This window comes from Halomonas sp. 3F2F (assembly GCF_014897805.1).
GTDB lineage: Bacteria > Pseudomonadota > Gammaproteobacteria > Pseudomonadales > Halomonadaceae > Vreelandella.
Genome location: NZ_JABUZE010000039.1, coordinates 13,368 through 34,996, shown reverse-complemented (window position 1 = coordinate 34,996; position 21,629 = coordinate 13,368). Strand labels below are relative to the sequence as shown.

Annotated in this window: 20 protein-coding genes; 4 read left to right on the top strand and 16 right to left on the bottom strand. The window is 55.3% G+C overall.

The genetic code is table 11. The features are described 5' to 3' along the window. Positions 1–35: 35 nt before the first annotated feature. From hmgA to INT21_RS04990, 4 genes are all read right to left on the bottom strand, one after another. Entirely contained in the window at positions 36–1,343 is a 1,308-nt protein-coding gene (gene hmgA / locus INT21_RS05005) for a homogentisate 1,2-dioxygenase (protein WP_193068586.1), read from the bottom strand. Positions 1,344–1,411: 68 nt separating this feature from the next. Continuing rightward, complete coding sequence (locus INT21_RS05000) at positions 1,412–1,609, bottom strand: DUF2783 domain-containing protein (protein WP_089040449.1); 198 nt, start codon at positions 1,607–1,609, stop codon at positions 1,412–1,414. Beyond that, on the bottom strand, positions 1,596–3,326 hold the full coding sequence (locus INT21_RS04995) for an FAD-dependent oxidoreductase (protein ID WP_193068585.1): 1,731 nt from the start codon (positions 3,324–3,326) through the stop codon (positions 1,596–1,598). Before INT21_RS04995 ends, INT21_RS05000 begins: the two co-directional genes overlap by 14 nt. Positions 3,327–3,401: 75 nt before the next feature. Further along, positions 3,402–4,370 carry an MBL fold metallo-hydrolase gene (locus tag INT21_RS04990; protein WP_193068584.1) on the bottom strand — a complete coding sequence of 323 codons (969 nt, stop codon included), beginning with the start codon at positions 4,368–4,370 and terminating at the stop codon, positions 3,402–3,404. Positions 4,371–4,848: 478 nt separating this feature from the next. On the opposite strand from INT21_RS04990, the gene INT21_RS04985 reads away from it, so the two are divergent. From INT21_RS04985 to INT21_RS04970, 4 genes are all read left to right on the top strand, one after another. Then, positions 4,849–5,337 carry a MarR family winged helix-turn-helix transcriptional regulator gene (locus tag INT21_RS04985; protein ID WP_089040452.1) on the top strand — a complete coding sequence of 163 codons (489 nt, stop codon included), beginning with the start codon at positions 4,849–4,851 and terminating at the stop codon, positions 5,335–5,337. Between the two features lie 371 nt (positions 5,338–5,708). Then, the gene (locus tag INT21_RS04980) at positions 5,709–6,797 is read left to right on the top strand and encodes a TRAP transporter substrate-binding protein (RefSeq protein ID WP_193068583.1); all 1,089 of its coding nucleotides are present in this window, start codon (positions 5,709–5,711) and stop codon (positions 6,795–6,797) included. A 29-nt stretch (positions 6,798–6,826) separates the two neighbouring features. Further along, positions 6,827–7,369 carry a TRAP transporter small permease gene (locus INT21_RS04975; RefSeq protein WP_193068582.1) on the top strand — a complete coding sequence of 181 codons (543 nt, stop codon included), beginning with the start codon at positions 6,827–6,829 and terminating at the stop codon, positions 7,367–7,369. Then, on the top strand, positions 7,362–8,657 hold the full coding sequence (locus INT21_RS04970; protein ID WP_193068581.1) for a TRAP transporter large permease: 1,296 nt from the start codon (positions 7,362–7,364) through the stop codon (positions 8,655–8,657). Before INT21_RS04975 ends, INT21_RS04970 begins: the two co-directional genes overlap by 8 nt. A gap of 109 nt (positions 8,658–8,766) precedes the next feature. On the opposite strand, the gene paaZ is transcribed toward INT21_RS04970, so the two are convergent. The 12 genes from paaZ to paaF all read right to left on the bottom strand — a co-directional run bounded on the left by paaZ (position 8,767) and on the right by paaF (position 21,278). Continuing rightward, positions 8,767–10,809, bottom strand: coding sequence for a phenylacetic acid degradation bifunctional protein PaaZ (paaZ, locus tag INT21_RS04965; protein ID WP_193084904.1), 2,043 nt, complete (start codon positions 10,807–10,809; stop codon positions 8,767–8,769). A gap of 83 nt (positions 10,810–10,892) precedes the next feature. Continuing rightward, a complete protein-coding gene (paaE, locus tag INT21_RS04960; protein WP_193068580.1) occupies positions 10,893–11,975 on the bottom strand; it encodes a 1,2-phenylacetyl-CoA epoxidase subunit PaaE in 1,083 nt (360 codons plus the stop codon). Positions 11,976–11,994: 19 nt separating this feature from the next. Next, complete coding sequence (gene paaD, locus INT21_RS04955) at positions 11,995–12,606, bottom strand: 1,2-phenylacetyl-CoA epoxidase subunit PaaD (protein WP_226912827.1); 612 nt, start codon at positions 12,604–12,606, stop codon at positions 11,995–11,997. After that, a complete protein-coding gene (gene paaC, locus INT21_RS04950) occupies positions 12,590–13,414 on the bottom strand; it encodes a 1,2-phenylacetyl-CoA epoxidase subunit PaaC (protein WP_193068579.1) in 825 nt (274 codons plus the stop codon). The genes paaD and paaC overlap by 17 nt, the downstream gene beginning before the upstream one ends. An 11-nt stretch (positions 13,415–13,425) precedes the next feature. After that, positions 13,426–13,707, bottom strand: a complete 282-nt coding sequence (paaB, locus tag INT21_RS04945; protein ID WP_009723077.1) for a 1,2-phenylacetyl-CoA epoxidase subunit PaaB — start codon at positions 13,705–13,707, stop codon at positions 13,426–13,428. Positions 13,708–13,805: 98 nt separating this feature from the next. Beyond that, positions 13,806–14,792 carry a 1,2-phenylacetyl-CoA epoxidase subunit PaaA gene (gene paaA / locus INT21_RS04940; RefSeq protein ID WP_193068578.1) on the bottom strand — a complete coding sequence of 329 codons (987 nt, stop codon included), beginning with the start codon at positions 14,790–14,792 and terminating at the stop codon, positions 13,806–13,808. 305 nt (positions 14,793–15,097) lie between these two features. Continuing rightward, positions 15,098–16,411: a phenylacetate--CoA ligase PaaK gene (gene paaK / locus INT21_RS04935; RefSeq protein ID WP_193068577.1), complete on the bottom strand. Its 1,314-nt coding sequence runs from the start codon at positions 16,409–16,411 to the stop codon at positions 15,098–15,100. Positions 16,412–16,479: 68 nt separating this feature from the next. Next, a complete protein-coding gene (gene pcaF, locus INT21_RS04930) occupies positions 16,480–17,685 on the bottom strand; it encodes a 3-oxoadipyl-CoA thiolase (protein WP_193068576.1) in 1,206 nt (401 codons plus the stop codon). Further along, complete coding sequence (gene paaI, locus INT21_RS04925; RefSeq protein ID WP_193068575.1) at positions 17,682–18,164, bottom strand: hydroxyphenylacetyl-CoA thioesterase PaaI; 483 nt, start codon at positions 18,162–18,164, stop codon at positions 17,682–17,684. Before paaI ends, pcaF begins: the two co-directional genes overlap by 4 nt. Beyond that, positions 18,157–19,695: a 3-hydroxyacyl-CoA dehydrogenase PaaH gene (paaH, locus tag INT21_RS04920; protein WP_193068574.1), complete on the bottom strand. Its 1,539-nt coding sequence runs from the start codon at positions 19,693–19,695 to the stop codon at positions 18,157–18,159. The genes paaI and paaH overlap by 8 nt, the downstream gene beginning before the upstream one ends. A gap of 1 nt (position 19,696) precedes the next feature. Further along, complete coding sequence (gene paaG, locus INT21_RS04915) at positions 19,697–20,488, bottom strand: 2-(1,2-epoxy-1,2-dihydrophenyl)acetyl-CoA isomerase PaaG (protein ID WP_146944972.1); 792 nt, start codon at positions 20,486–20,488, stop codon at positions 19,697–19,699. Between the two features lie 16 nt (positions 20,489–20,504). Then, entirely contained in the window at positions 20,505–21,278 is a 774-nt protein-coding gene (gene paaF, locus INT21_RS04910) for a 2,3-dehydroadipyl-CoA hydratase PaaF (RefSeq protein WP_193068573.1), read from the bottom strand. Positions 21,279–21,629 lie beyond the last annotated feature (351 nt).

Sequence of the window (21,629 nt, the reverse complement as noted above, 5' to 3'; positions counted from 1 at the left end):
GGCATTCAATCCTTGTCGTCAGGGGGCGATAAGTTTTACGGCTGGTTTGGGTTGAAGTGCGAACGCAGCGTTGACCAAACATCCACATAGTCACGTTGGCGGAAGTTAGCCTCCAGAGCCGCAGGGGTTGGGTGGAAGAAGTAGCGGCTTTCAAACATGAAGGCCAATGTATCGCCTATGAAGTGGGGCTTAAGCTCCGCGTTGGAAGCTTTCTCAAATGTCTCAGCATCCGGGCCGTGGGGTGACATTGAGTTGTGCAGGCTGGCACCGCCTGGAGTGAAGCCTTCCGCTTTCGCATCGTACTCGCCATGAATAAGCCCCATAAACTCGCTCATCAGATTGCGATGGAACCAGGGCGGTCTGAAGGTATTCTCGGCAACCATCCAGCGCGGCGGGAAGATCACAAAATCAAGATTGGCCATTCCCGGCGTATCGGAGGGGGACGTTAATACGGTGAAGATTGACGGATCCGGATGGTCGAAGCTCACCGTATTGATGGTGTTGAAGTTGGCGAGATTATATTTATACGGCGCGCAGTTGCCGTGCCACGCCACCACATCTAACGGCGAATGGTTGAGCTTTGTTTCCCAAAAACGACCAGAGAACTTAGCGACTAAGCGGTAATCACCTTCCAGGTCTTCATAGGCTGCCACCGGGCTTTGGAAGTCACGCGGGTTGGCTAAGCCGTTGGCGCCGATGGGGCCGAGACCGGGTAGTTCTAGAGGGCTGCCGTAGTTCTCACAAATATACCCCCGCGCAGCGTCAACACCCTGTGCTTTACGCACTTGGAACTTCACACCGCGAGGAATAACGGCAATCTCACCGTTATCAATCTCGATTTCACCAAATTCGGTGCGTAGACGAATAGCCCCCATCTGCGGAACGAAGAGCAGTTCGCCATCTGCGTTGTAGAAAAAACGTTCGGTCATGTCTTCATTGAACGTATAAACATGCACGCCCACACCGGCCTGGGTGGCCGCATCCCCGTTCACTGCAATGGTAAACAGGCCATCGATAAAGTCAGTCGGTGCATCCGGTATCGCAACCGGGTCCCAGCGCATTTGGTTGGGGTCCGCGGCGGGCTTCTCTAACGGGGCCGTGTGTACGTTGTTATTTTCCAGTGGCTGATACGCGCTCTGAACAACTGAAGGGCGAATGCGATAAAGCCAGCTACGAAAGTTTTGATGCCGAGGCGCAGTGAAGGCGGAACCAGTGAGTTGTTCAGCATATAAGCCGTAAGCACACTTTTGCGGTGAGTTTTGCCCAATTGGCAGTGCACCCGGCAGCGCTTCGCTTGAAAAGTGATTATGGAAACCGTTCTGATATTGCAATTGTTCAGTCATTGTTAAGACCTGCTGTGTTTGGATGTTACTTAAATAAATCTATCTTTTAGAGATCTAAGACGCGGCGATTAATCGCCATCACCAACCGCATGGGAAATGGCTGCTTCGAGCACGGTTTGGTCGCCGATATGATTAGCCAGTAACAGGATCAGGCGCGCATTGATGCGCTCGCTCTCTGCCTCGCTGCGGTCGCGATGTAGCGCGGTGAGTGCCGCGTAAAAAGCATCCGGGTCAGTAAAGTTGGGATTTAATTCAAGCCTTGGCATGGCAACGCTCCTGAAAGGTCGTGTCAGCGGTACCCGCAAGATAAACGCCCAGCGCGCGGTCTAATGCGTCTTCAACCTGGTGGGCAGTGACGGTGTGCCAGCGAGCAGTAACGTGCTGATCAGGACGGATAAGGTATCCGCCACCCGCTTTCAGGCCGTAGCGTTGTGTCACTAGCCCTTCGGTATCGTCTATCACGGTGGTGCGCGGTAGAGCGCCAAACTCATCCGGAGCTGGGCCAACCACCACAAGGCGTAAGTCAGTGTGGCGATCTAACAGCTCGCTCAGCTCTCTTAACGGCGCAGTGGCGTGACCGTCATCAATACGGCCATCGAGTAGCAGTACAAAACCATTACCCAACTGATTGAGTAGCCAAGCGTTCTGCTCGCCCAGGCGAATGGGGGCGTCCTTAGCCGAGCTACCAGGGCGCAGTTCGCTTGGGCCACCATCAACATCGGGCGTATTAAGCGGTGAGCTATCGTAGCGACACGGCATGGAAAGACGGCCGCTGTTAACTAGACTACGTGCGAAGGCATGTTTCTCCGCCAGCTCCAGCGTCACATCGCGGAATACCTGGCTGATATGGCTCTTCGGGGTAATAAAGTCAGTGGCGCGGGTAGAGTTAAGCAGGTTTTCTGTCGCACCGTGCTGGCGCTCGGTGTTATACGTGGATAAGAGAGTTTTCGGCGCCTGCGCTTTGAGAACTCGCGCCAGTTTCCAGGCTAAATTCTCCACACCCTGCAGGGCGCCGTTGGCACCTCTGGCGCCAAAGGGGGATACCTGATGAGCTGCGTCGCCCATAAATATCACGCTGTGATGAATGAAGTTATCCATCTTGCGGCAGCGGAAGGTGTAGACACTGGCCCACTCAAGCTCAAACTCCACGTCCGGGCCAAGCATCGCCTGCACGCGCGGGCGAATGTTCTCTTCTTTCTTTTCTTCTTCCGGGTCAGCGTCCCAGCCTAGCTGGAAGTCGATACGCCACACATTGTCGGGTTCTTTGTGCAGCAGCACCGATTGATTAGGATGGAAGGGCGGATCAAACCAAAACCAGCGCTCTGTCGGGAAATCAGCCTTCATCACCACATCCGCAATCAGGAAGCGGTCTTGAAATACCTGGCCTTTGCAGTCAAGGCCTAGCATGTCGCGGATGCGGCTGTTGGCACCATCCGAAACAAGCAAATAGTCACAGGTCAGTGAGTAGTCACCATCCTGAGTCGACACCTTGATGGCGGTGCTGTCAGGCTGAGCATCAACATCAATGACCTTATGCTTCCAGCGCAGATCAATTTGCTCAGCAAAGTCGTGAGCGCGATTGACCAGAAACTCTTCAAAGTAATACTGCTGCAAGTTAATAAAAGCGGGAATGCGGTGGCCATCTTCTGGCAGCAGGTTGAAGTCGTAGACCTCGCGGTCCTGAAAGAAAACGCGGCCATGTTGCCAAGTGACGCCCTTTTCAAGCATTGGCTCGACGCAGCCTAAACGGTCAATAATTTCCAGTGAACGCTTGGCAAAGCACAATGCCCGCGACCCCACGCTAACGGTGTTGTTGTCGTCCAGGACAATCGAATGAATGCCTTGCTGAGCCAAATCGATAGCGGCGGCGAGGCCGCTAGGTCCGGCACCGACAATCACCACCGGATAATGGCTAACATCTTGAACATCAAGCTCAGGCGGGCGTCGGTAAGGATAGACAGGATTTTTATAGGTTGTTGGCATCTATTGCTCCCCTGCAGCGTCGGGTGAATGACACCCGACAGCTGGGCATGATCAGTGGGTGTCTCTGGTTAGCACTTACTGATTCTCGACGGCGTCCTGCAGGGAGTGCCACATAGCGGTATCGCGCTCTGCCGTCCAGATACGTGGATCTGGGTATTCGCCGCCTGCTTCGTCGTAGCAGCGAGTGATATCGAAAGGCACGCAGTGATCGAAGATGACCCAGTGGCCATATTTCGGCTTAAGAACCGCATAGGTCTCGGCGTAGCACTCGGAGAGTGATTTACCCGCCGCCTTGCCTGCTTTGACGCTGCCATACATATCATTCAAGAAGTCGCGGGTGCCTTGAATGGCTTCCTGGCACTGCTCGGCATTTTGCAGCGCATCGCCGCGGCCGGGCACCAGCTTCTGAGGCTGCATGGCCTGTAGGCGATCAAGCGTTGTAGGCCAGTCCTCGTGGTAAGCATCACCGGTATAAGGGGTGGCGCCATACTCAACGAGGTCACCGGAAAACATGATTTTTTCTTTCGGTAACCAGACAACGGTGTCGCCCTTGGTGTGTCCGCGGCCAAGGTGAATGATCTGCACCTCACGCTCACCCATAAACACCGTCAGCTTTTCCTGGAAGACGATGGTTGGCCAAGTCAGGCCAGGCACAGAATCGACTCCTTTGAACAGACGCGGGAAGCGGCCAACCTCGGATTCATAATCTTGCTGACCACGCTCAACAATCAGGTCATAGGTGCTCTGGCTCGCGTAGATATTCTCGGCATCGTATGCGGATGCGCCGAGAACACGCACGGCATGGTAATGGGTCATGACCACATGCTTAATCGGTAGGTCAGTCACCTCGCGGATACGGCGGATAACGTCCTGGGCCATGATCGGCGTTGCCTGGGTGTCGATGACCATTACGCTGTCATCGCCAATCACTATGCCCGTATTGGGGTCACCTTCAGCCGTGTAAGCATAGAGCCCCTCTGCCAGCTTAGTGAAACTGATCTGTTTCTCTTCGGTATCGGCATGGGACGCGAATTTCTTACTCATGGTATCTCCGGTGCTAACAGGGTGGTTCAGCTGTTTATTGGGTTGTTGTATGTCATGAGGATAGTTTCTAATGAAACTAAATGTCCAGCGCTCTATAGGCGAGCCAGCCGTTCTTGTGCATGAAATCGACAATAAATCCCAGTGAATCAGATGATTATTGCAAACTAATACCTAAGTATAATAATTAAAATCAGCAAATTAGTTGCATAAGAGAGTATCTGTCGGCACTGTTCTGGCTAATGCTGACAGGGCTTGCCCTGAGCATTGGCAACCTAACGCTGATGACATTTTTGTTTGATAAAGGCCAGTAAACGGTGAGTCGTTTTATTTGAAATAGCGTTATTGGATGGAGCCAAGAGGACTCTCTTCCTCAAGGTGGTCAGTATGATGGGCGCGTTGCTGGTGTCTATATTCCCAGCTATGGTGCTGATTTTTATCATCACCACCCCTGACAAACGGTGGCTCTAGGAGAAACACAATGACGATGGATAAAGCAGCAAGCGATGCTCCTCTGGAGTCTTCAGCCAGGGCAGAGCTAGATCTCAACCAGTTTTTACCCTATCAGCTTAACCGTTTAGCTGACCGCATCAGCCAGGCGTTAGAGAAGCTATATGCCGAGTCTTATGATCTCAACATCGCCCAGTGGCGCGTGCTTGCGTGGTTAAGCCACTGTGATGACTTAACCGCTAAGAAGGTGTGTGCCTACACCAATATGGATAAGGCGCGCGTGTCTCGGGCTATTCAGTCGCTGGAAGAGCGTGGGCTGATAAGTCGCACGCCATCCCAGCAAGATCAGCGACTGCATGATTTACATCTGACAGAGGTAGGGCAAGCGCTACTTAATAAACTAGTGCCCGAAGCTCAGGCGTGGGAAGCCGACCTAGTGTCTACCCTCAGCGTTGGTGAATATCGTGATTTGCTCAATACCATGCGCAAGCTTGAACGGCAGTTGGAGAGAATTGGTTAACAGCGAGACATCCTACAGACAAGCCAAGATGGCAGAAGGTACCTCTATGTCGATATCCCTACGTCGTCACTGGTGTGTCATTGATATCAAAGAAAATGTGATTTGTGTAACAAAAGCTGGATTCTAAATTATTCCCCAAGAGCCATTGATAGTGACTCGGAGAGGTGGCTTTTTCCATATAAATATTTGTAAATTAAACCCTATTTGGAGATTCATACTTAAGTATTAGCATCTATTGGTCGATGGGTTGTTGCATGGCCCAGGTATCTTTAGGCATTGTGATAAATAACGTGATTCGCTAGATTTTAAAAAGATAAAAATAAAGTATCATGTTTTGCGCTTCGACTTCGTGACGACCAGAGGAAAGAAAAGTGAATAAAACAACAAACCTGATGATTGGCGCTATCGCCGCCGCAACGCTGAGCACCACCGCCTTAGCGCAAACGACCATCACCGTGAGTACCTGGGCAGGCCCCAATCACGGCATTAACACCATCGTCTGGCCAACCTGGAAAGCGTGGATTGAAGAAGCCACAGAAGGCCGCGTAACAGTCGACGTGATACATGATATGGGACCCCCGGCGTCACAAATGGAAATGGTCGCTGATGGTATCGCTGATGCTACCTGGGTTTTTCACGGCTATAACACTGGTCGCTTCCAGTTAACCAAATTGCCGGAGTTTCCCACCTTTCAAGAGTTCTCATCAGAAAATGCCTCAAGTGCCTATTGGCACACACACCAAGAGTACCTGGCAGCCGCGGGTGAACATCGTGGCGTAGATGTTGTGGCTGCTGGTGTCCACGGGCCTGGCTGGATCTTCAGCAGTGAAAAGTATGAAACCTTAGAAGACCTTAAAGGTAAGCGTATTCGCGTTGGCGGTGGCGTGATGGGGGATCTCTCCAATGCCCTGGAGCTGACCGGTGTCGCCTTGCCGCCCACAGGCGTTTATGAAGCGGGTTCTCAGGGCGTCATCGATGGGGCCATGCTTGTTCCAGAAGGTCTGCGCAGCTTCCGTGTCGCCGAGATTTTCCCCTATACCCTCACGGTAGACGGCGGTTTCTACCGCGGTAGCTTCACCATCGTCGTCAACCCGATGATCTGGGATGAAATGTCGCCCGAAGATCGTGAAGCTGTTGAATCTGTCTCTGGTGAGCGCCTGTCTCGTTTGTTTGGTTACATGATGGATGTTGTGGATGTCCGAGGCGTCGACTTTGCCGAAGAGCTTGGTCATACCTTTACCGAACTCGGTGACGAAGATCTCAATACGCTGAAAAGCATGAGTGACAGCATGATTGCCGAGTGGGCTGAATCTGTTTCAGAAAACCGCAACGTTGATGCGATGGCCGCTATCGAGTTCTATCGCGAGCAGCTTATCGCTGCAGCGGAAGAAGAGAGCGTCAGTAGCCTAGTACCAGATGAATTAGTGTCTGGCGAATCAGTACCAGACGACACACAGTAACCCCCACTGGCGCTAGATGGAGAGTGACCATGCAAACCCAAATGGCACGTGCTACGCGCGTTAGTCGGGTGCTGCAGTTGATGTTAGAGGGGGTGGCTGGCGCTACCCTCTTTGGCATGATGCTGTTGACCACTGCTGACGTAGGCGGCCGCTACTTTTTTAATTCCCCCATTCTAGGTGCTATTGAATTAACTCAGCTGATGTTGGCGGCATTGGTATTCCTGTCGCTGCCAGTCGTTTGTTGGCGTCAAGAGCATGTCAGCGTTGATCTGCTCGATGCGGTGTTTCCTGCAAAACTTATCTGGCTGCGTGAAGTGATCGTCAACCTGATCGTAACGGCGGCTCTTTGGGTGATGGCGCAGCGTGTATGGGCGCTGGCAGAGCGGGCTTTTTCATGGGGAGATGTGACGGAGTTTCTGCGTATTCCCTATGGCTATCTGGTCGGACTGATCGCCATCATGCTCGCGCTTTCAGCGCTACTGACTCTCATCCGAGCCGGTTTCTATCTGCTTGAGGGGCTTAAGGTAATCGAAAAAGGTGGCCCATTGAGTATAGGAGAGCCCCATGACTGAAGCGTTGTACGGTTTCGCAGTATTGTTGATACTCGTATTCCTGCGTGTGCCACTGGCGTTCGCGATGGGAATCGTTGGTTTCGCTGGGTTCTATCTATTAACGGGTAACTGGAATGCTGCCGAAGCAATGGCGGCGCGCCGAGTAGTAGACACCGCCATGGATTATGGCCTGTCCGTCATTCCATTGTTCATTCTAATGGGTAACTTTGTTTCTCATGCAGGCCTATCCGATGCCTTGTTTCGAGCCTCAAATGGTTTTCTAGGTCACCGCAAGGGTGGCCAGGCAATGGCGACAATCGTCGCTTGCGGTGGTTTTAGCGCGATATGCGGATCGAGCTTAGCGACGTGTGCCACCATGGGCCGAGTCGCAATGCCGCAAATGCGCAAATATGGTTATAAGGATTCACTGGCTGCCGCTTCCATCGCGGCGGGTGGCACCTTGGGTATCTTGATACCGCCCAGCGTCATGCTGGTGATTTATGGAATCCTGACCGAAACCAGTATCCGCGAGCTTTTTGCCGCAGGCTTTATCCCCGGCATTCTTGGCATCTTTCTTTATATTGGTGCCATCAAGTGGGTGCTTTGGCGTGACCCCGCCGCTGGCCCTGCGGCAGAGAAAGTGCCATGGCCAGAACGGATCAAGGCGCTAAAAAGCGTCGGCAGTACGCTAGCACTGTTTGTACTCGTGATTGGCGGTATTTACCTCGGGGTGTTTACGCCTACTGAAGCAGCTGGTATCGGTGCAATGGGCGCTTTCTTAATCGCGCTAATGCGTCGGGCGCTGACCCCACAAGTGTTAATGAACGTGTTAATGGACACCGTGCGCACCACCGCGATGCTGTTTGCTGTGGTGCTAACGGCGCTGATTTTCGCCAACTTCATCAACCGTGCGGGGCTGCCTGGCGACCTGCTAGCACTGGTGAATGGCCTGAATGTTGCGCCTTTTGTGGTCATTCTGGTGATTATCGCGATCTATGTCGTACTGGGCTGTGTGTTCGAAAGTATGTCGATGCTGCTGCTCACCGTACCAGTATTTTTCCCGGTTGTGGCGGGGCTGGGTTACGACTTGGTGTGGTTTGGCATTCTGGTCGTTATCGTCATTGAGATTAGCCTGATAATACCTCCCGTTGGGATGAACGTCTTCGTACTTAGGGCCGTCTTACCGGACGTATCCACAGGCACGATCTTCCGCGGTGTCACCCCGTTCTGGGTCGCGGGTACCCTACGCGCACTGTTGGTGCTTATCTTCCCTGCGATCGTGCTCTTCCTACCGCGACTGATGTATTAAAACGGCACGGTTCTCTTAACCTTCCCGCTAAACCAACGGATGACAGAGCGTATGCCCTGTCATTCGTTTTTGTTGCTTACTTCTTTATCAGGCTCTGTCGGCTGAGCCGTTACTGCCGCTTGGCGACCAAAGTTAGGATGTCGTAGCTGGCGACCAGCTCATCATGTTGATTGGTCACCGCCACGTCCCACATCACCACGCCTTGCGGGTGGCCGTCGGGAGATGCCCGACCCTGGTCAATCTTACGCTTACAGGTGAGGCGGGCGCGGATGGTGTCGCCAACCAGCACAGGCGTAATAAAGCGCAGCGTATCCAGGCCGTAGTTCGCCAGTACGGGACCTTCGCCTGGGTAAACGAACAAACCAGCAGCTGCCGACAGCACAAAGTAGCCGTGGGCAATGCGTTGGCCAAATTGGGTCTCTTTGGCGGCAATGTCGTCGAAGTGCATGTAGAAGTGGTCGCCGGACAGGCAGCCAAAATTGACGATGTCGGCTTCAGTGACGGTGCGGCGGTGGGTTAACAGCGACTCGCCAACCTGCAGATCATCGAAATGGCGGCGGAACGGATGGATATCGTTCTCGATCACTTTCGCGCCACGCACATACTCCCCTGTGACTGCCGCGAGCATGGTCGGAGAGCCCTGGATAGCGGTGCGCTGTAGATAGTGGTGAACAGCACGAATGCCACCTAGCTCCTCACCACCGCCTGCGCGGCCGGGTCCGCCATGCTTGAGCATCGGTAGCGGAGAGCCGTGGCCAGTGGATTCCTTGGCTGCCTGGGCATCCAAAATCTGCAGGCGGCCATGCTGGGCGGCCAGCACAGGGATCATTTCAGCAGCAATAGCGGGGTCTTTGGTGGTCAGCGTGGTTACCAGGCTGCCCTTGCCTTTGGCGGCGATGGTCAAGGCTTCATCAATGCCGCGATAGGGCATTAGCGTGGCGACGGGGCCGAAAGCTTCGGTGTCGTGCGCACCGCCGTCGTTCAGTGGGTTGCGGTTGATCAGTAAGTGGGGAGAGATGAACGCGCCGTTTTCCACCTCCTGGCCAACAGGCTTGAAGCTGCCGTCTCTGCCAAAGACGCACTCACTGGTTTCCAGCAGCTGTTCGATGGCATGATTAACGTCTCTCAACTGGTCACGGGAAGAGAGTGCGCCCATACGCACGCCTTCTTGATGAGGATCGCCGACGACGATGTTGGCAAGGCGCGCTGTGATTGTGTCTGCCAATGCATCGAGATGCTCGGCGGGCACTAAAATTCGGCGGATCGCGGTGCATTTCTGGCCTGACTTAGCGGTCATCTCTTTGACCACTTCTTTAGCAAAGATCGCGAACTCTTCGTCTTGCGGGCTAATATCTGGCGCCATAATCGCGCTGTTGAGCGAGTCTGCTTCGGCGTTGAACGGAATGCTCTTGGCCATGATATTCGGGTGGCTTTTCAGCATTAGGGCAGTGCTTGCCGAGCCGGTAAAGGTGACAAAGTCCTGCTCATCCAGGTGATCCAGTAAGTCACCGGCTCCACCGACCACCAGTTGCAGCGCACCTTCCGGCAGCAGTCCAGAGTCGTTGATGACGCGCACGGCTGCTTCGGTCAGGTAGCTCGTCGCAGTGGCCGGTTTAAAGATACACGGCATGCCTGCCAGAAAGGCGGGCGCGAACTTCTCCAACATACCCCAGATAGGGAAGTTGAACGCATTAATATGCACCGAGACGCCGCGGCGGGGTACCAGAATGTGGGTGCCGTTGAAGTGGTTCTCTTTGCCTAATTGCGTCACTGGGCCTTCATGGGCCACATTGCCGGAGGGCAGTTCCTTACGACCAGTGGAAGCGTAAGTGAATAGGGTGCCAAAACCACCGTCGATGTCGATCCAGGAGTCGGCCTTGGTGCAACCGGTATGGTGAGAGATGGCATAGAGCTCACGCTTACGCTCTTGGATATAGGCGGCCAGCGCCTTAAGAATGGCGGCACGCTGCTGGAAATCCAGTGCCAGAATGTTCTTCACACCGGTGTTGCGGGCGTACGCCACCGCTTCGCGGAAATTGATCTCTTCTTGGTGGGTATGCGCAACGGTGGTGCCGTTGATAGCGCTGACAAGGGCTTTGGACTCGGTTTGTCCGAACCACTGGCCTGCGATGTAACTTTGCAAAACTGGCATTGTGTGTTCTCCCGCCTGTCTTGTGGGTATAAGGATAAACAAAGCCGACGCAGTCGCCGGCTTGGAAGTAGGTGGGCTAAGGGTTATACCTCGTCAAAATCGAGCACGACCTTGCTGCTGATCGGGTAGCACTGGCAGGACAGTACGTAGCCGGCATCTATTTCGTAATCTTCCAGGGCGTAGTTGGCGTCCATTTCCACCTCACCTTCAATCACTTTTGACTTACAGGTGGAGCACACGCCCGCCTTGCATGAGAACGGCAGGTCGGCGCCGTGTTCGTTACCCGCGTCAAGAATATTCTGGGTATTGCGGGGCAGGTTATATTCGATAGTGCGGCCGTCGATAATTACCTTGATATGTGAAGTTTCAGCCTCAAGCTGATCGGCTCTGGCCGCCTGGCGGCGTTTGGCACCTGCTGTTGGCAAGCCAGTAGTGAACAGCTCAAAGTGCACCTTCTCCTTTGGCATTCCATGTTGGCTCAGGACGTCGCGCACGATCTCGGTCATCTCGTGCGGGCCACAAATAAACGCGGCGTCGAGCTTGGGCACGTCTACCCAGCGGTCAAACAGAGCGTTGCACTTATCGGCGTCGATACGACCGTTGTAAAGATCGATTTCATGCTGCTCGCGGCTAAATACATAGATGATATTGAGGCGTTCGAGATAGCGATCTTTGAGATCCTGCAAGCGTTCGCGAAACAGTGTGCCCGTGGTGGAGCGGTTGCCATAAATCACCGTAAAACGGCTTTTTGGCTCGCTTTCCAACGTAGTGGAAACAATCGACATGATGGGGGTGACGCCACTGCCTGCGGTCACCGCCAGATAGTGCCCTTCACGACTGGGGTCGAGAGGCACGAAGAACTTGCCCTGAGGCGGCATTACTTCCAATTGCTCCCCAGGCTGCAGTTGCTGGTTGGCAAAGGTTGAGAAGCTACCGCCCGGCACCAGCTTGACGGCGACTCTTAGCTCATGTTCGTGAACGCCAGTGCAGATTGAATAAGAGCGGCGGACATCCTCACCTTCGATGTCGCGGCGCAGTGTTAGGTACTGCCCTTGGGTAAAGCGGAAGGCGTCCAACAGATCGTCGGGAATATCGAAAGCAATGGAAACGGCATCATGGGTTTCCTTGCGTACATCCTTGACGGTCAGGGCGTGAAATCGGCTCATGGGAAATGGTCTCGTCGTTTTACAGACACTTGAAATAATCAAAAGGCTCCAGGCAATCGCGGCAGCGGTAGAGCGCCTTGCAAGCCGTAGAGCCGAATTCGCTGACGCGTTCGGTTGTGTTGCTGCCACATAACGGGCAGGGCACTACCGGGTCAGACTGGCCCGTCAGGCTGCGTTTGCTGGCGCTCCCTACCGGCGGCGCGATGCCGTAAGCGCGCAATTTTTCGCGCCCGGCGTTGGTCAGCCAATCGGTGGTCCAGGCGGGTGACAGGCGGCGCTGAATCAGCGGGTCTGGGTAGCCAGCGGCCACCAGTGCTTCATGAATATGCTGTTCGATAACTTCTGTCGCCGGGCAGCCGGAGTAGGTGGGGGTCACATTGACCACCAAGCGACCGTCCACCCAGTCGATAGCGCGCACAATTCCCAGCTCAACTACGCTGACGACCGGCACTTCTGGGTCTAGCACTTGCTGTAAAACCGCCAGTACTGCGTCGACATCGCCTTTTTCGCCAGCGGGTGGCAGCCCGCGCCGGTCGCTGCCAATCAAGTCACTGGAAGGCCAGTCATCAGACCTGTTATCGATAAGCCCATCACTGGCAGGAGCTGGCGGTGGGTTACCAGACGGTTGCATCGGGATATGCCCTCGGCAGGTATTGCATTTCCGCCAATAGAAAGCCCAGGTGCTCGGTGTGATGGCCGACTTTGCCGCCGGTATACATCCAGGCGTCATAGGAAGGGCGCTCAAGCGTAGCTTCCTCAAGCACCTCTTCCACCGTCGCTTTCCAGCGAGCGGCAATGGTGTCAGGGTCAGGCGCGATACCAGCCTCTATCATGGCCTGATCAATCTCGTCGACCTGCAATAGCTCGCCGGTGAACTGCCAGAGGTTGTCGAGTGCGCGCTGCATACGGGTGTGGCTTTCTTCGGTGCCATCGCCTAGGCGAATCACCCATTCAGAGGAGCGGCGGAGGTGGTACGTTGCTTCTTTGAGCGATTTGGCAGCCACTTCGGCAATTCGCGGGTCGCTGGACTCGGACAAGCCATCCAGTAGATGAACGTGCCAAGCATCGAACAAGAACTGACGTCCCATGATGTCGGCGAAGTCACCGTTGGGCTGCTCGGTGATCAACAGATTACGAAAGTCCTGGGCATCGCGGCGAAAGGCCAGATGATCGGCATCTACCTTGTCAGTCGTCAGGTCAGCAGCCATCAGTTCAGAAGCCATCAGTTCAGAAGCATAGTCAAGCCAGTTGCGTGCTTGCCCGAAGAGGTCGAGCCCTACATTCATTAAGGCCAGCTCTTCTTCCAACGCAGGCGCCTTGCCGCATAGCTGTGCGTGGCGCTGGCCAAGCACCAAGGCGTTGTCGCCAAGGCGTAGCAGGTAATCGGTCAACGGGGTTTGTGTTTTTTGAGCAGTGTTCTTTTGAGCCATGTTTTGCATCACAGCCTCCCTTACATGTGGCCGACTTCTTTCGGCAGTTTGTAGAAGGATGCGTGGCGATAGACCTTGTCGTTAGACGGGTCAAACAGCGGTTCTTTCTCATCGGGAGAAGATGCGGTGATTTCGCTGGCCGGAACCACCCAGATGCTCACCCCTTCATTACGACGGGTGTAAAGCTCACGGGCATTTTCGATTGCCATGCTGCGATCAGCGGCGTGTACGCTGCCGACGTGCTTGTGGTTAAGGCCGTGCTTGCTGCGGATAAAAACTTCGAAGAGGGGCCAGTCAGCCATGAGAAATGCCTCAGTGGTCAGAGGAGTCTCGCGAGACTCCCTATTGTTCTAAAAATAGTGTTTTAAACGTCGGGTTTTAAAAATCAGACGTTGCCAGTTCAAGCGGCTTTGCGTTGACGCTTGGCGGCATAAGCCACGGCGGCTTCGCGCACCCAGGCACCGTTATCAATGGCGTTACGGCGTGCTTCGACACGCTCGCGGTTGCAGGGGCCGTTGCCTTTTACGACGTCAAAAAACTCCTGCCAGTCGATTTCACCGAACTCATAGTGACCGGTCTCTTGGTTATATTTGAGATCCGGGTCTGGAGCGGTGCAGCCCAGCAGCTCTAGCTGCGGTACGGTTTGGTCGAGGAAGCGCTGGCGTAACTCATCGTTGCTGTGACGCTTAATCTTCCAGGCCATCGACTGGGCGCTGTTGGGTGAGTTCTCGTCAGATGGCCCAAACATCATTAGCGATGGCCACCAGAAGCGGTTGATGGAGTCCTGCACCATGGCTTTCTGATCGTCGGTGCCCTCTTGCATCATGGTCAGCAGAATTTGATAACCCTGGCGCTGATGGAAACTCTCTTCTTTGCACACGCGAACCATGGCGCGGGCGTAGGGGCCGTAAGAGGTGCGCTGCAGCGGTACCTGATTAACGATGGCTGCGCCGTCTACCAACCAGCCGATCGTGCCCATGTCCGCCCAGTTGAGCGTTGGGTAGTTGAAGATGCTGGAGTACTTGGCGCGCCCATCGTGAAGTTTGTCGATCTCTTCGTCGCGGTCGGCTCCCAGGGTTTCCATAGCGCTATAGAGGTACAGGCCGTGACCCGCCTCATCCTGAATCTTGGCCATTAGCTGCAGCTTGCGCTTAAGGGTTGGCGCACGTGTCAGCCAGTTACCTTCCGGCAGCATACCGACGATCTCTGAGTGCGCGTGTTGAGAGATCTGACGGATCAACGTCTTACGGTAGGCATCCGGCATCCAATTCTTGGGTTCTATTTTAATTTCGTCATTGATGCGCTCCTGGAACTGGCGTTCCTCAGGACCCATCTCATCAAGCGTTTTGAGTTTGTTAGAACCGGTTTCAACGAGCTGCGCGTACATAAAACCTCCGCGGCATCGGACTATCAGGGAGTGTGATTTATCTTACTTGAAGTATAGTGACACAAAATATTTTATCAATAACTATTTTTGTGTGTCACTTTAAGACTTTGTGATTACGGATAAAGCCAATATGGTTGGTTTGTAAAGGAAAAATGGCTAAGAGTAAGTGATTCTTAATGTTCTATTTTTTTCATCAAAGCTGGTTGTTTGGGTATGAAAAAGCCCTTGCAGGGGTTGCCTGCAAGGGCGTTGGTCTAGCATCTCAATCGATGGCAATACGAGGCTTTAAAGCGCTAGTGGCTGAATCAGCGAAGATCTTTGACGCGTCTAGCCTTGCCTAGCGAGCGCATCACGCTCTCTACTGGGCACACCTCAACCTGGGTGCTGATACCAATATACGTCTTGATGGCATGCTGGAGCTGTTTTGCGGCATCTTCACAAGCTGTGGGGTCGCGGGCGATGTCATGATGATTCGCCTCTACCCGCACAAGCACCATATCCATATTGCCTTGGCGACTAACTTCGATCTCATAGTGGGGTGACAGCGACGCAATCTTGAGCAGTTGCTCTTCGATCTGGGTGGGGAACACGTTTACGCCGCGAATGATCAGCATGTCGTCGCTACGGCCAGTGATTTTGTCGATGCGGCGCATGGGTCGCGCGGTGCCCGGCAACAGACGGGTCAGGTCGCGGGTGCGGTAGCGAATCACCGGCAGGCCTTCTTTGGTCAAGGTGGTGAACACTAGCTCGCCGTATTCGCCGTCTGGCAGCACATCACCACTGACCGGATCGATGATCTCGGGGTAGAAATGATCTTCCCAGATGGTTGGACCATCTTTGGTTTCCAGGCACTCCATGCCCACGCCCGGGCCCATTACTTCAGAGAGGCCGTAAATATCCAGGGCGTCGATGCCCAAGCGCTGCTCCAAAGCCGTGCGCATGCTATCGGTCCAGGGTTCGGCGCCGAAAATGCCGGTGCGCAGGGGCAGCGTGCGTGGATCGATGCCTTGGCGCTCCATCTCGTCAGCGATGTTGAGTATATAAGACGGCGTGACCATGATGATGTCCGGCTGGAAATCACGAATTAACTGAACCTGTTTCTCAGTTTGGCCCCCCGACATGGGGATGACCGCGCAGCCCAGCCGCTCGGCACCGTAATGGGCACCCAGCCCGCCGGTAAACAGCCCGTAGCCATAGGCCACATGTACTTTGTCATTACGGCTGCCGCCAGCAGCACGGATTGAACGCGCCACCACATCGGACCACACATCAATATCCTTCTGGGTGTAGCCCACCACCGTGGGTTGCCCGGTGGTGCCGCTGGAAGCATGGATGCGAACGATCTCACTCATCGGCGTGGCCAACATGCCAAACGGATAGTTGTCGCGCAAATTGGCCTTGGTGGTGAACGGCAGTTTGGCGAGATCGTCAAGCGACTGAATATCGTCGGGATGTACGCCGGCCTTGTCGAAAGACTGGCGGTAGAACGGCACGTTGTCGTAAGCGTGCTGCAAACTCCACTTCAGGCGCTTGACCTGAGTGGCGCGCAGCTCGTCGACGCTGGCGGTTTCCAAAGGGTCGAGGGTCGCAGTGTCGATACGCGTAGCGGGCTGATTCATCAGGAGTCTCCGGTCAAGCAAGTTATTATTGAGTTACGTTTTATAAGCTGTAGTCAGGGGTGAGAGGCTTATAAGCGCTCAATGATCAGAGCAATGCCCTGTCCGACACCAATACACATGGTGCATAGCGCAAAGCGCCCTTGCCGACGTTCGAGTTCATGCAGGGCGGTGGTCACCAACCGAGCGCCACTCATGCCCAGCGGGTGGCCGAGTGCAATGGCACCTCCGTTGGGATTGACGTGTTCGGCATCATCACTCAGTCCCAAGTCACGCATGACCGCCAAGGCCTGAGCCGCAAAGGCTTCATTGAGTTCGATAACGTCCATTTGGTCGAGGGTAAGCCCGGTCTGGGCGAGTACCTTACGGGTAGCGGGAGAGGGCCCGAACCCCATAATGCGTGGCTCCACGCCAGCAGTGGCCATACCTACCACGCGAGCGCGAGGCGTGAGGCTGAAACGTTCAGCCTGCTCGGCAGATGCCATCAGCAGCGCACAGGCGCCATCGTTAACCCCTGAGGCATTTCCCGCTGTCACGCTGCCGTCTTCGCGAAAGGGCGTGGGTAGTTTGGCGAGCTGCTCGGCGGTTGTGGTAGCGCGTGGGTGCTCATCGGTATCCACGATCAGCGGGTCTTGTTTGCGGCGGGGTATTGCGACGGGAACGATCTCTTCAGCAAGGCGGCCAGCCTCTATGGCGGCAGCGGTGCGCTGTTGGCTGCGCAGGGCGAAGGCGTCTTGGTCTTGCCGGGAAATACCAAACTGTTCCGCCACGTTTTCAGCGGTTTCGGGCATGGAATCCACGCCAAATTGAGCTTTCATAGCGCGATTGATGAAGCGCCAGCCGATGGTGGTGTCGAAAATATCAGCTTGGCGTGAAAAGGCTTGTTCGGCCTTGCCCATTACGAAGGGCGCCCGCGACATCGACTCTACCCCTCCAGCGATCATCAATCCCGCTTCGCCGGTTTTAATGGTGCGGGCGGCATTGCCTATCGCATCCATGCCTGAGCCGCACAGCCGATTAATGGTAGTGCCGGGCACCTCGACCGGCAGCCCTGCCAGCAGTGCGGACATGCGCGCCACGTTGCGGTTATCTTCCCCGGCCTGGTTGGCGCAGCCGTAAAAGATATCGTCAATCAATGACCAGTCGACGCTAGGGTTGCGTTCCATCAGGGTGCGCATCGGAATGGCGCCCAGATCATCGGCACGCATGCTGGAAAGTGCGCCGCCGTAGCGGCCTATCGGGGTGCGAATGGCATCAATGATCAGCGCGTCTTTCATAGGTTGTCTCCAGCAGCAGTATTTTCTGCGTCAGTATCTTCCAGGCGGCGTACGCTGCCGCGAATTTTGTAGGAACGTCCGCGGAACAGGGCAACGGTATCGCCGTGCTGATTGCGCAACGTAATGTCGTAAATACCGGTGCGCCCACGGCGGCTACGCTCTTCGGCGGTGGCGGTGATTTCGTCGCCTAGCTGGCCAGGGCCGAGGTAGTCGATACTGCAGCCAGCGGCGACGGTGGCTTCATCGTAGCTATTGCAGGCAAACGCAAAGGCGGAATCGGCCAGGGTAAATAGAAATCCGCCATGGCAGTTGCCGTGCCCCTGCACCATGTCTTGACGCACAGTCATGGTCAGTTCTGCAAAGCCGGGGGCGACACGGGTAATGCGCATGCCCAACCCTTGGCTGGCATGGTCACGGGAAAACATCGCGTCGGCACAGGCTTCCGCCAGCTGTTGTGGGGTTAGTTGGGGATCACTCATGAAAGCTTTCCTCGCTCAAGGCGTTGCGCCGAAGCAGAAACGAGCTGCGATAGCGCTGTTCGCCGTAGCTCTGCTGTAGATGCGTAAGAGTGCGGTGAACGAAGGGCAGGCCCAGTGAGTCTGCCCAGGCCAAGGGGCCGCGGGGGTAGTTGACGCCAGCCTGCATGGCCAGGTCGCCATCCTGAGCGCTGCAGACACCCTGGAGTACGGCGTCGGCAGCTTCATTGGCGAGCATGGCCACGCTGCGCAGTACCACCAGCCCTGGGGTGTCGGTTAGCCAAGCCACGTCTATCCCCAGGCGTTGGAAGAACGCCGTTGCCAGTTGGCGAGCTTCGGGTGATGTGGTGTGGCTGGCAGCAAGTGCGATGGCGCTGGCGTTGCGGTAGTCCAGGCACAGATCGAACAGTACCAGGGCATCGAGACTTTCATTGACCGCGCGCTCGGCGGCGCACCGCCCGTCGCTAAGGGCCAGCGCCAAATCACCCAGATACAAGCGAGGCGTGCCGTCTGGTAGCAGTGATTCACGACGAACGACGTCGAGTCCAGCTTCCTGGGCGCGCTCTAACAGTGGCGCGATCACGCCAGGGTCGCCCTGTACGACAAGTGCGGGTAGTTCCGCGTTTGCTGGTGCCGCAAACTTAGGTTGTGGCTTCGCAGCGTTTTCACCCGCGTAGTCAAAAAAGCCTTGGCCGGACTTACGCCCCAGGCGTCCGGCTTCCACCAGCGCTTGCTGTACTAAGGAAGGTTCGAAACGGGTATCGCCGTAGTAGGCATCGAACACCGAGCGGGTCACGGCGTAGTTAACGTCATGACCGATTAGGTCCATCAGCTCGAAAGGCCCCATGCGAAACCCGCCCGCCTGGCGCAGCAGCGCATCGATGGTAGCGGCATCGCTGGCACCTTCCTGCAGCAGTCGTAGCCCTTCGGCATAGAACGGCCGTGCCACGCGGTTAACGATAAACCCTGGGGTGGAGCTGGCGTGCACCGCGACCTTGCCCCAGGCAACGGCAGTAGCGTACAGGGTTTCAGCAACCTCGCTGGTGGTCGCCAAGCCCGACACCACTTCCACCAGCTTCATGATGGGGGCGGGATTGAAGAAGTGCATTCCCGCCATGCGCTCTGGGTGTTCAAGGTTCGCGGCAATGGAGGTAATCGATAACGACGAGGTATTGCTGGCGAGCAGGGTATCCGCTGAGCATAACGCTTCCAATTGGGCGAATACCTGACGCTTGATCTCAAGATTTTCGACGATAGCTTCGATAACCAAACGGCTGTCGGCTAAGGCATCGATAGCATCGGCGGGCTGCAGGCGAGCAATAATGTTATCCACATCCCCTTGGCTCATCTTGCCCTTGGCAACACGCTTTTCCAACTGACGACGAATGTTATCAATGCCCGCTTTGGCGGCACCCGGTTGATTGTCATGCAAGACCACCGAGTGGCCAGCTTGGGCGGCAACCTGAGCGATACCGGCACCCATGGCGCCTGCGCCGATCACGCCAATAACGGCGGACGTGGGGAGGGCTGACATCTCACTCTCCCTTGAAGGTGGGACGACGTTTCTCGATAAAGGCGCTGACGCCTTCGCGGTAATCTTCCGTGCGTCCGGCTAGGCGCTGTAGGTCGCGTTCCAGGTCGAGCTGTTCGTTGAAGCTGTTATCGCTGCTGGCGTGCAGGGCGCGCTTGATCAGTGCCAAGCCGCGCGTCGGTTGAGTGGCCAAATGGCGAGCCATGTTCATGGCTTCTTCCTGTAGCGCCTCATCATCGACGCAGCGCCAGATCATGCCCCATTGCTCGGCGGTCTCGGCGGGAAGCTTGTCACCCAGCATTGCTAGGCCTTTGGCGCGCGCCATGCCGACCAAGTTAGGCAGTGTCCAAGTACCGCCGGAGTCTGGAATCAAGCCGATCTTACAGAAGGCCTGAATAAAGCTTGCTGAACGCGCGGCCAATACGATATCGCAAGCCAGGGCGATGTTAGCACCGGCTCCGGCGGCCACGCCGTTTACCGCACAAATAGTCGGGAACGGCATATCTTTAAGGGCGCGCAGCATAGGGTTGTAGCGCTTCTCAAGCGACTCACCGAGGTCAGGCGCTTGCTCGCCGGGCGCGACGCTGCGGTCGGAAAGGTCCTGACCGGCGCAGAAGCCTCGGCCGTTGCCGGTCAGTAACAAAGCGCGAACGCTGGCGTCCTGACGCACGGCTTTTAACGCCTTACGCATTTCGGCATGCATGTCAGTATTGAAGCTGTTCAGACTGTCGGGGCGGTTCAGCGTGATACGGGCGACGCCGTCTTCCACGCTGTAAAGCAGGGGCGCTTGGCTCATGGGGAGTATCCTTGTGTCAGTGCCCTTGAAAAGTGGCAGGTCGTTTTTCTTGGAAGGCGCGAATGCCCTCTTCGCGGTCAGCGGTGCCCGCCAGCAAGGTGAACGCATGGCGTTCAAAGCGCAGGCCGGTGGCTAGGTCAGTATCCATCGCCTTGTGTAACGATTCCCGCGCCAAGCGCACTGCCAGCGGAGCCTTGGAAGCAATGCGTGTTGCAATGGCCATGGCGCGCTCTAGGGTTAATTCGGGCTGGGTAATTTCGCTAATCAGGCCAGCTTCGAGGGCGCGGCGAGCGGAAATGGGCTCGCCAGTCAGCACCATCTGGGTCGCCAGTGATTTGCCCACCGCCCTAAGCAGGCGCTGTGTGCCACCAGCGCCGGGCATGATGCCCAGGTTGATTTCTGGCTGGCCGAACAGGGCGTTTTCGCTGGCAATGATGATGTCGGCATGCATGGCTAGTTCGCAGCCGCCGCCCAAGGCATAGCCGTTGACCGCGGCAATAATCGGTTTGCGAAAACGCGTAATGGTGGCCCAGTGGTGCTGGCGAGGATCTTCCAGCATGCCCACCAAGTCACGTTCAGCCATTTCGTTAATATCCGCACCGGCGGCAAATGCTTTTGCATTACCGGTAATCACCACGGCGCGCACGTTGTCGTTACTATCCGCGTCGCTCAAGGTGTCGGCGAGCTCGCCGAGCAGTTGCGTATTAAGCGCATTCAGTGCTTCAGGGCGATTCAGCGTGATGCATAGAACGCCTTCCAGGGGTGGGGTTATTTTGAGCGTAGTGGGCATTGTTACCTCAGTTCGGCCTGTGGCGCACAGGATGAATATCTGCCGAGTATAGATTTATTTTGATACGCATCAATGCTTATTGTTGGTTGATAACGTGTCGCTTGTTGGCGGTTTTGATGATTTGTGTATTTTTAACAATGGTTTGTGTTTGTTTTTGCGAATAAAAAATCAATGCTAGACCATGGTATTAAATGCCTGGAAGTAACTAATGAAAGTCACCATAAGCCAGTTTTTATCGCATTTTTTGATGGTGATTAGCTACTGCTCGAGTAAGCAGTGACAGGCAAAGCGTTTGATGTTTTGTTACGGTAAATATAATCTTCGTTGATATAGCGTATCAAAAAATGAGTG

What these genes read in the sequence shown, in the direction of transcription:
- INT21_RS04970 (WP_193068581.1), top strand. Translation starts at nt 7,362, where the DNA reads ATGACTGAAGCGTTGTACGGTTTCGCAGTATTGTTGATACTCGTATTC.
- INT21_RS04975 (WP_193068582.1), top strand. Translation starts at nt 6,827, where the DNA reads ATGCAAACCCAAATGGCACGTGCTACGCGCGTTAGTCGGGTGCTGCAG.
- paaH (WP_193068574.1), bottom strand. Translation starts at nt 19,695, where the DNA reads ATGTCAGCCCTCCCCACGTCCGCCGTTATTGGCGTGATCGGCGCAGGC.
- paaB (WP_009723077.1), bottom strand. Translation starts at nt 13,707, where the DNA reads ATGGCTGACTGGCCCCTCTTCGAAGTTTTTATCCGCAGCAAGCACGGC.
- paaZ (WP_193084904.1), bottom strand. Translation starts at nt 10,809, where the DNA reads ATGCCAGTTTTGCAAAGTTACATCGCAGGCCAGTGGTTCGGACAAACC.
- paaE (WP_193068580.1), bottom strand. Translation starts at nt 11,975, where the DNA reads ATGAGCCGATTTCACGCCCTGACCGTCAAGGATGTACGCAAGGAAACC.
- INT21_RS04990 (WP_193068584.1), bottom strand. Translation starts at nt 4,370, where the DNA reads ATGAGTAAGAAATTCGCGTCCCATGCCGATACCGAAGAGAAACAGATC.
- pcaF (WP_193068576.1), bottom strand. Translation starts at nt 17,685, where the DNA reads ATGAAAGACGCGCTGATCATTGATGCCATTCGCACCCCGATAGGCCGC.
- hmgA (WP_193068586.1), bottom strand. Translation starts at nt 1,343, where the DNA reads ATGACTGAACAATTGCAATATCAGAACGGTTTCCATAATCACTTTTCA.
- paaC (WP_193068579.1), bottom strand. Translation starts at nt 13,414, where the DNA reads ATGCAAAACATGGCTCAAAAGAACACTGCTCAAAAAACACAAACCCCG.
- paaG (WP_146944972.1), bottom strand. Translation starts at nt 20,488, where the DNA reads ATGAGCCAAGCGCCCCTGCTTTACAGCGTGGAAGACGGCGTCGCCCGT.
- paaF (WP_193068573.1), bottom strand. Translation starts at nt 21,278, where the DNA reads ATGCCCACTACGCTCAAAATAACCCCACCCCTGGAAGGCGTTCTATGC.
- paaA (WP_193068578.1), bottom strand. Translation starts at nt 14,792, where the DNA reads ATGTACGCGCAGCTCGTTGAAACCGGTTCTAACAAACTCAAAACGCTT.
- paaD (WP_226912827.1), bottom strand. Translation starts at nt 12,606, where the DNA reads ATGCAACCGTCTGGTAACCCACCGCCAGCTCCTGCCAGTGATGGGCTT.
- paaI (WP_193068575.1), bottom strand. Translation starts at nt 18,164, where the DNA reads ATGAGTGATCCCCAACTAACCCCACAACAGCTGGCGGAAGCCTGTGCC.
- paaK (WP_193068577.1), bottom strand. Translation starts at nt 16,411, where the DNA reads ATGAATCAGCCCGCTACGCGTATCGACACTGCGACCCTCGACCCTTTG.
- INT21_RS05000 (WP_089040449.1), bottom strand. Translation starts at nt 1,609, where the DNA reads ATGCCAAGGCTTGAATTAAATCCCAACTTTACTGACCCGGATGCTTTT.
- INT21_RS04995 (WP_193068585.1), bottom strand. Translation starts at nt 3,326, where the DNA reads ATGCCAACAACCTATAAAAATCCTGTCTATCCTTACCGACGCCCGCCT.
- INT21_RS04985 (WP_089040452.1), top strand. Translation starts at nt 4,849, where the DNA reads ATGACGATGGATAAAGCAGCAAGCGATGCTCCTCTGGAGTCTTCAGCC.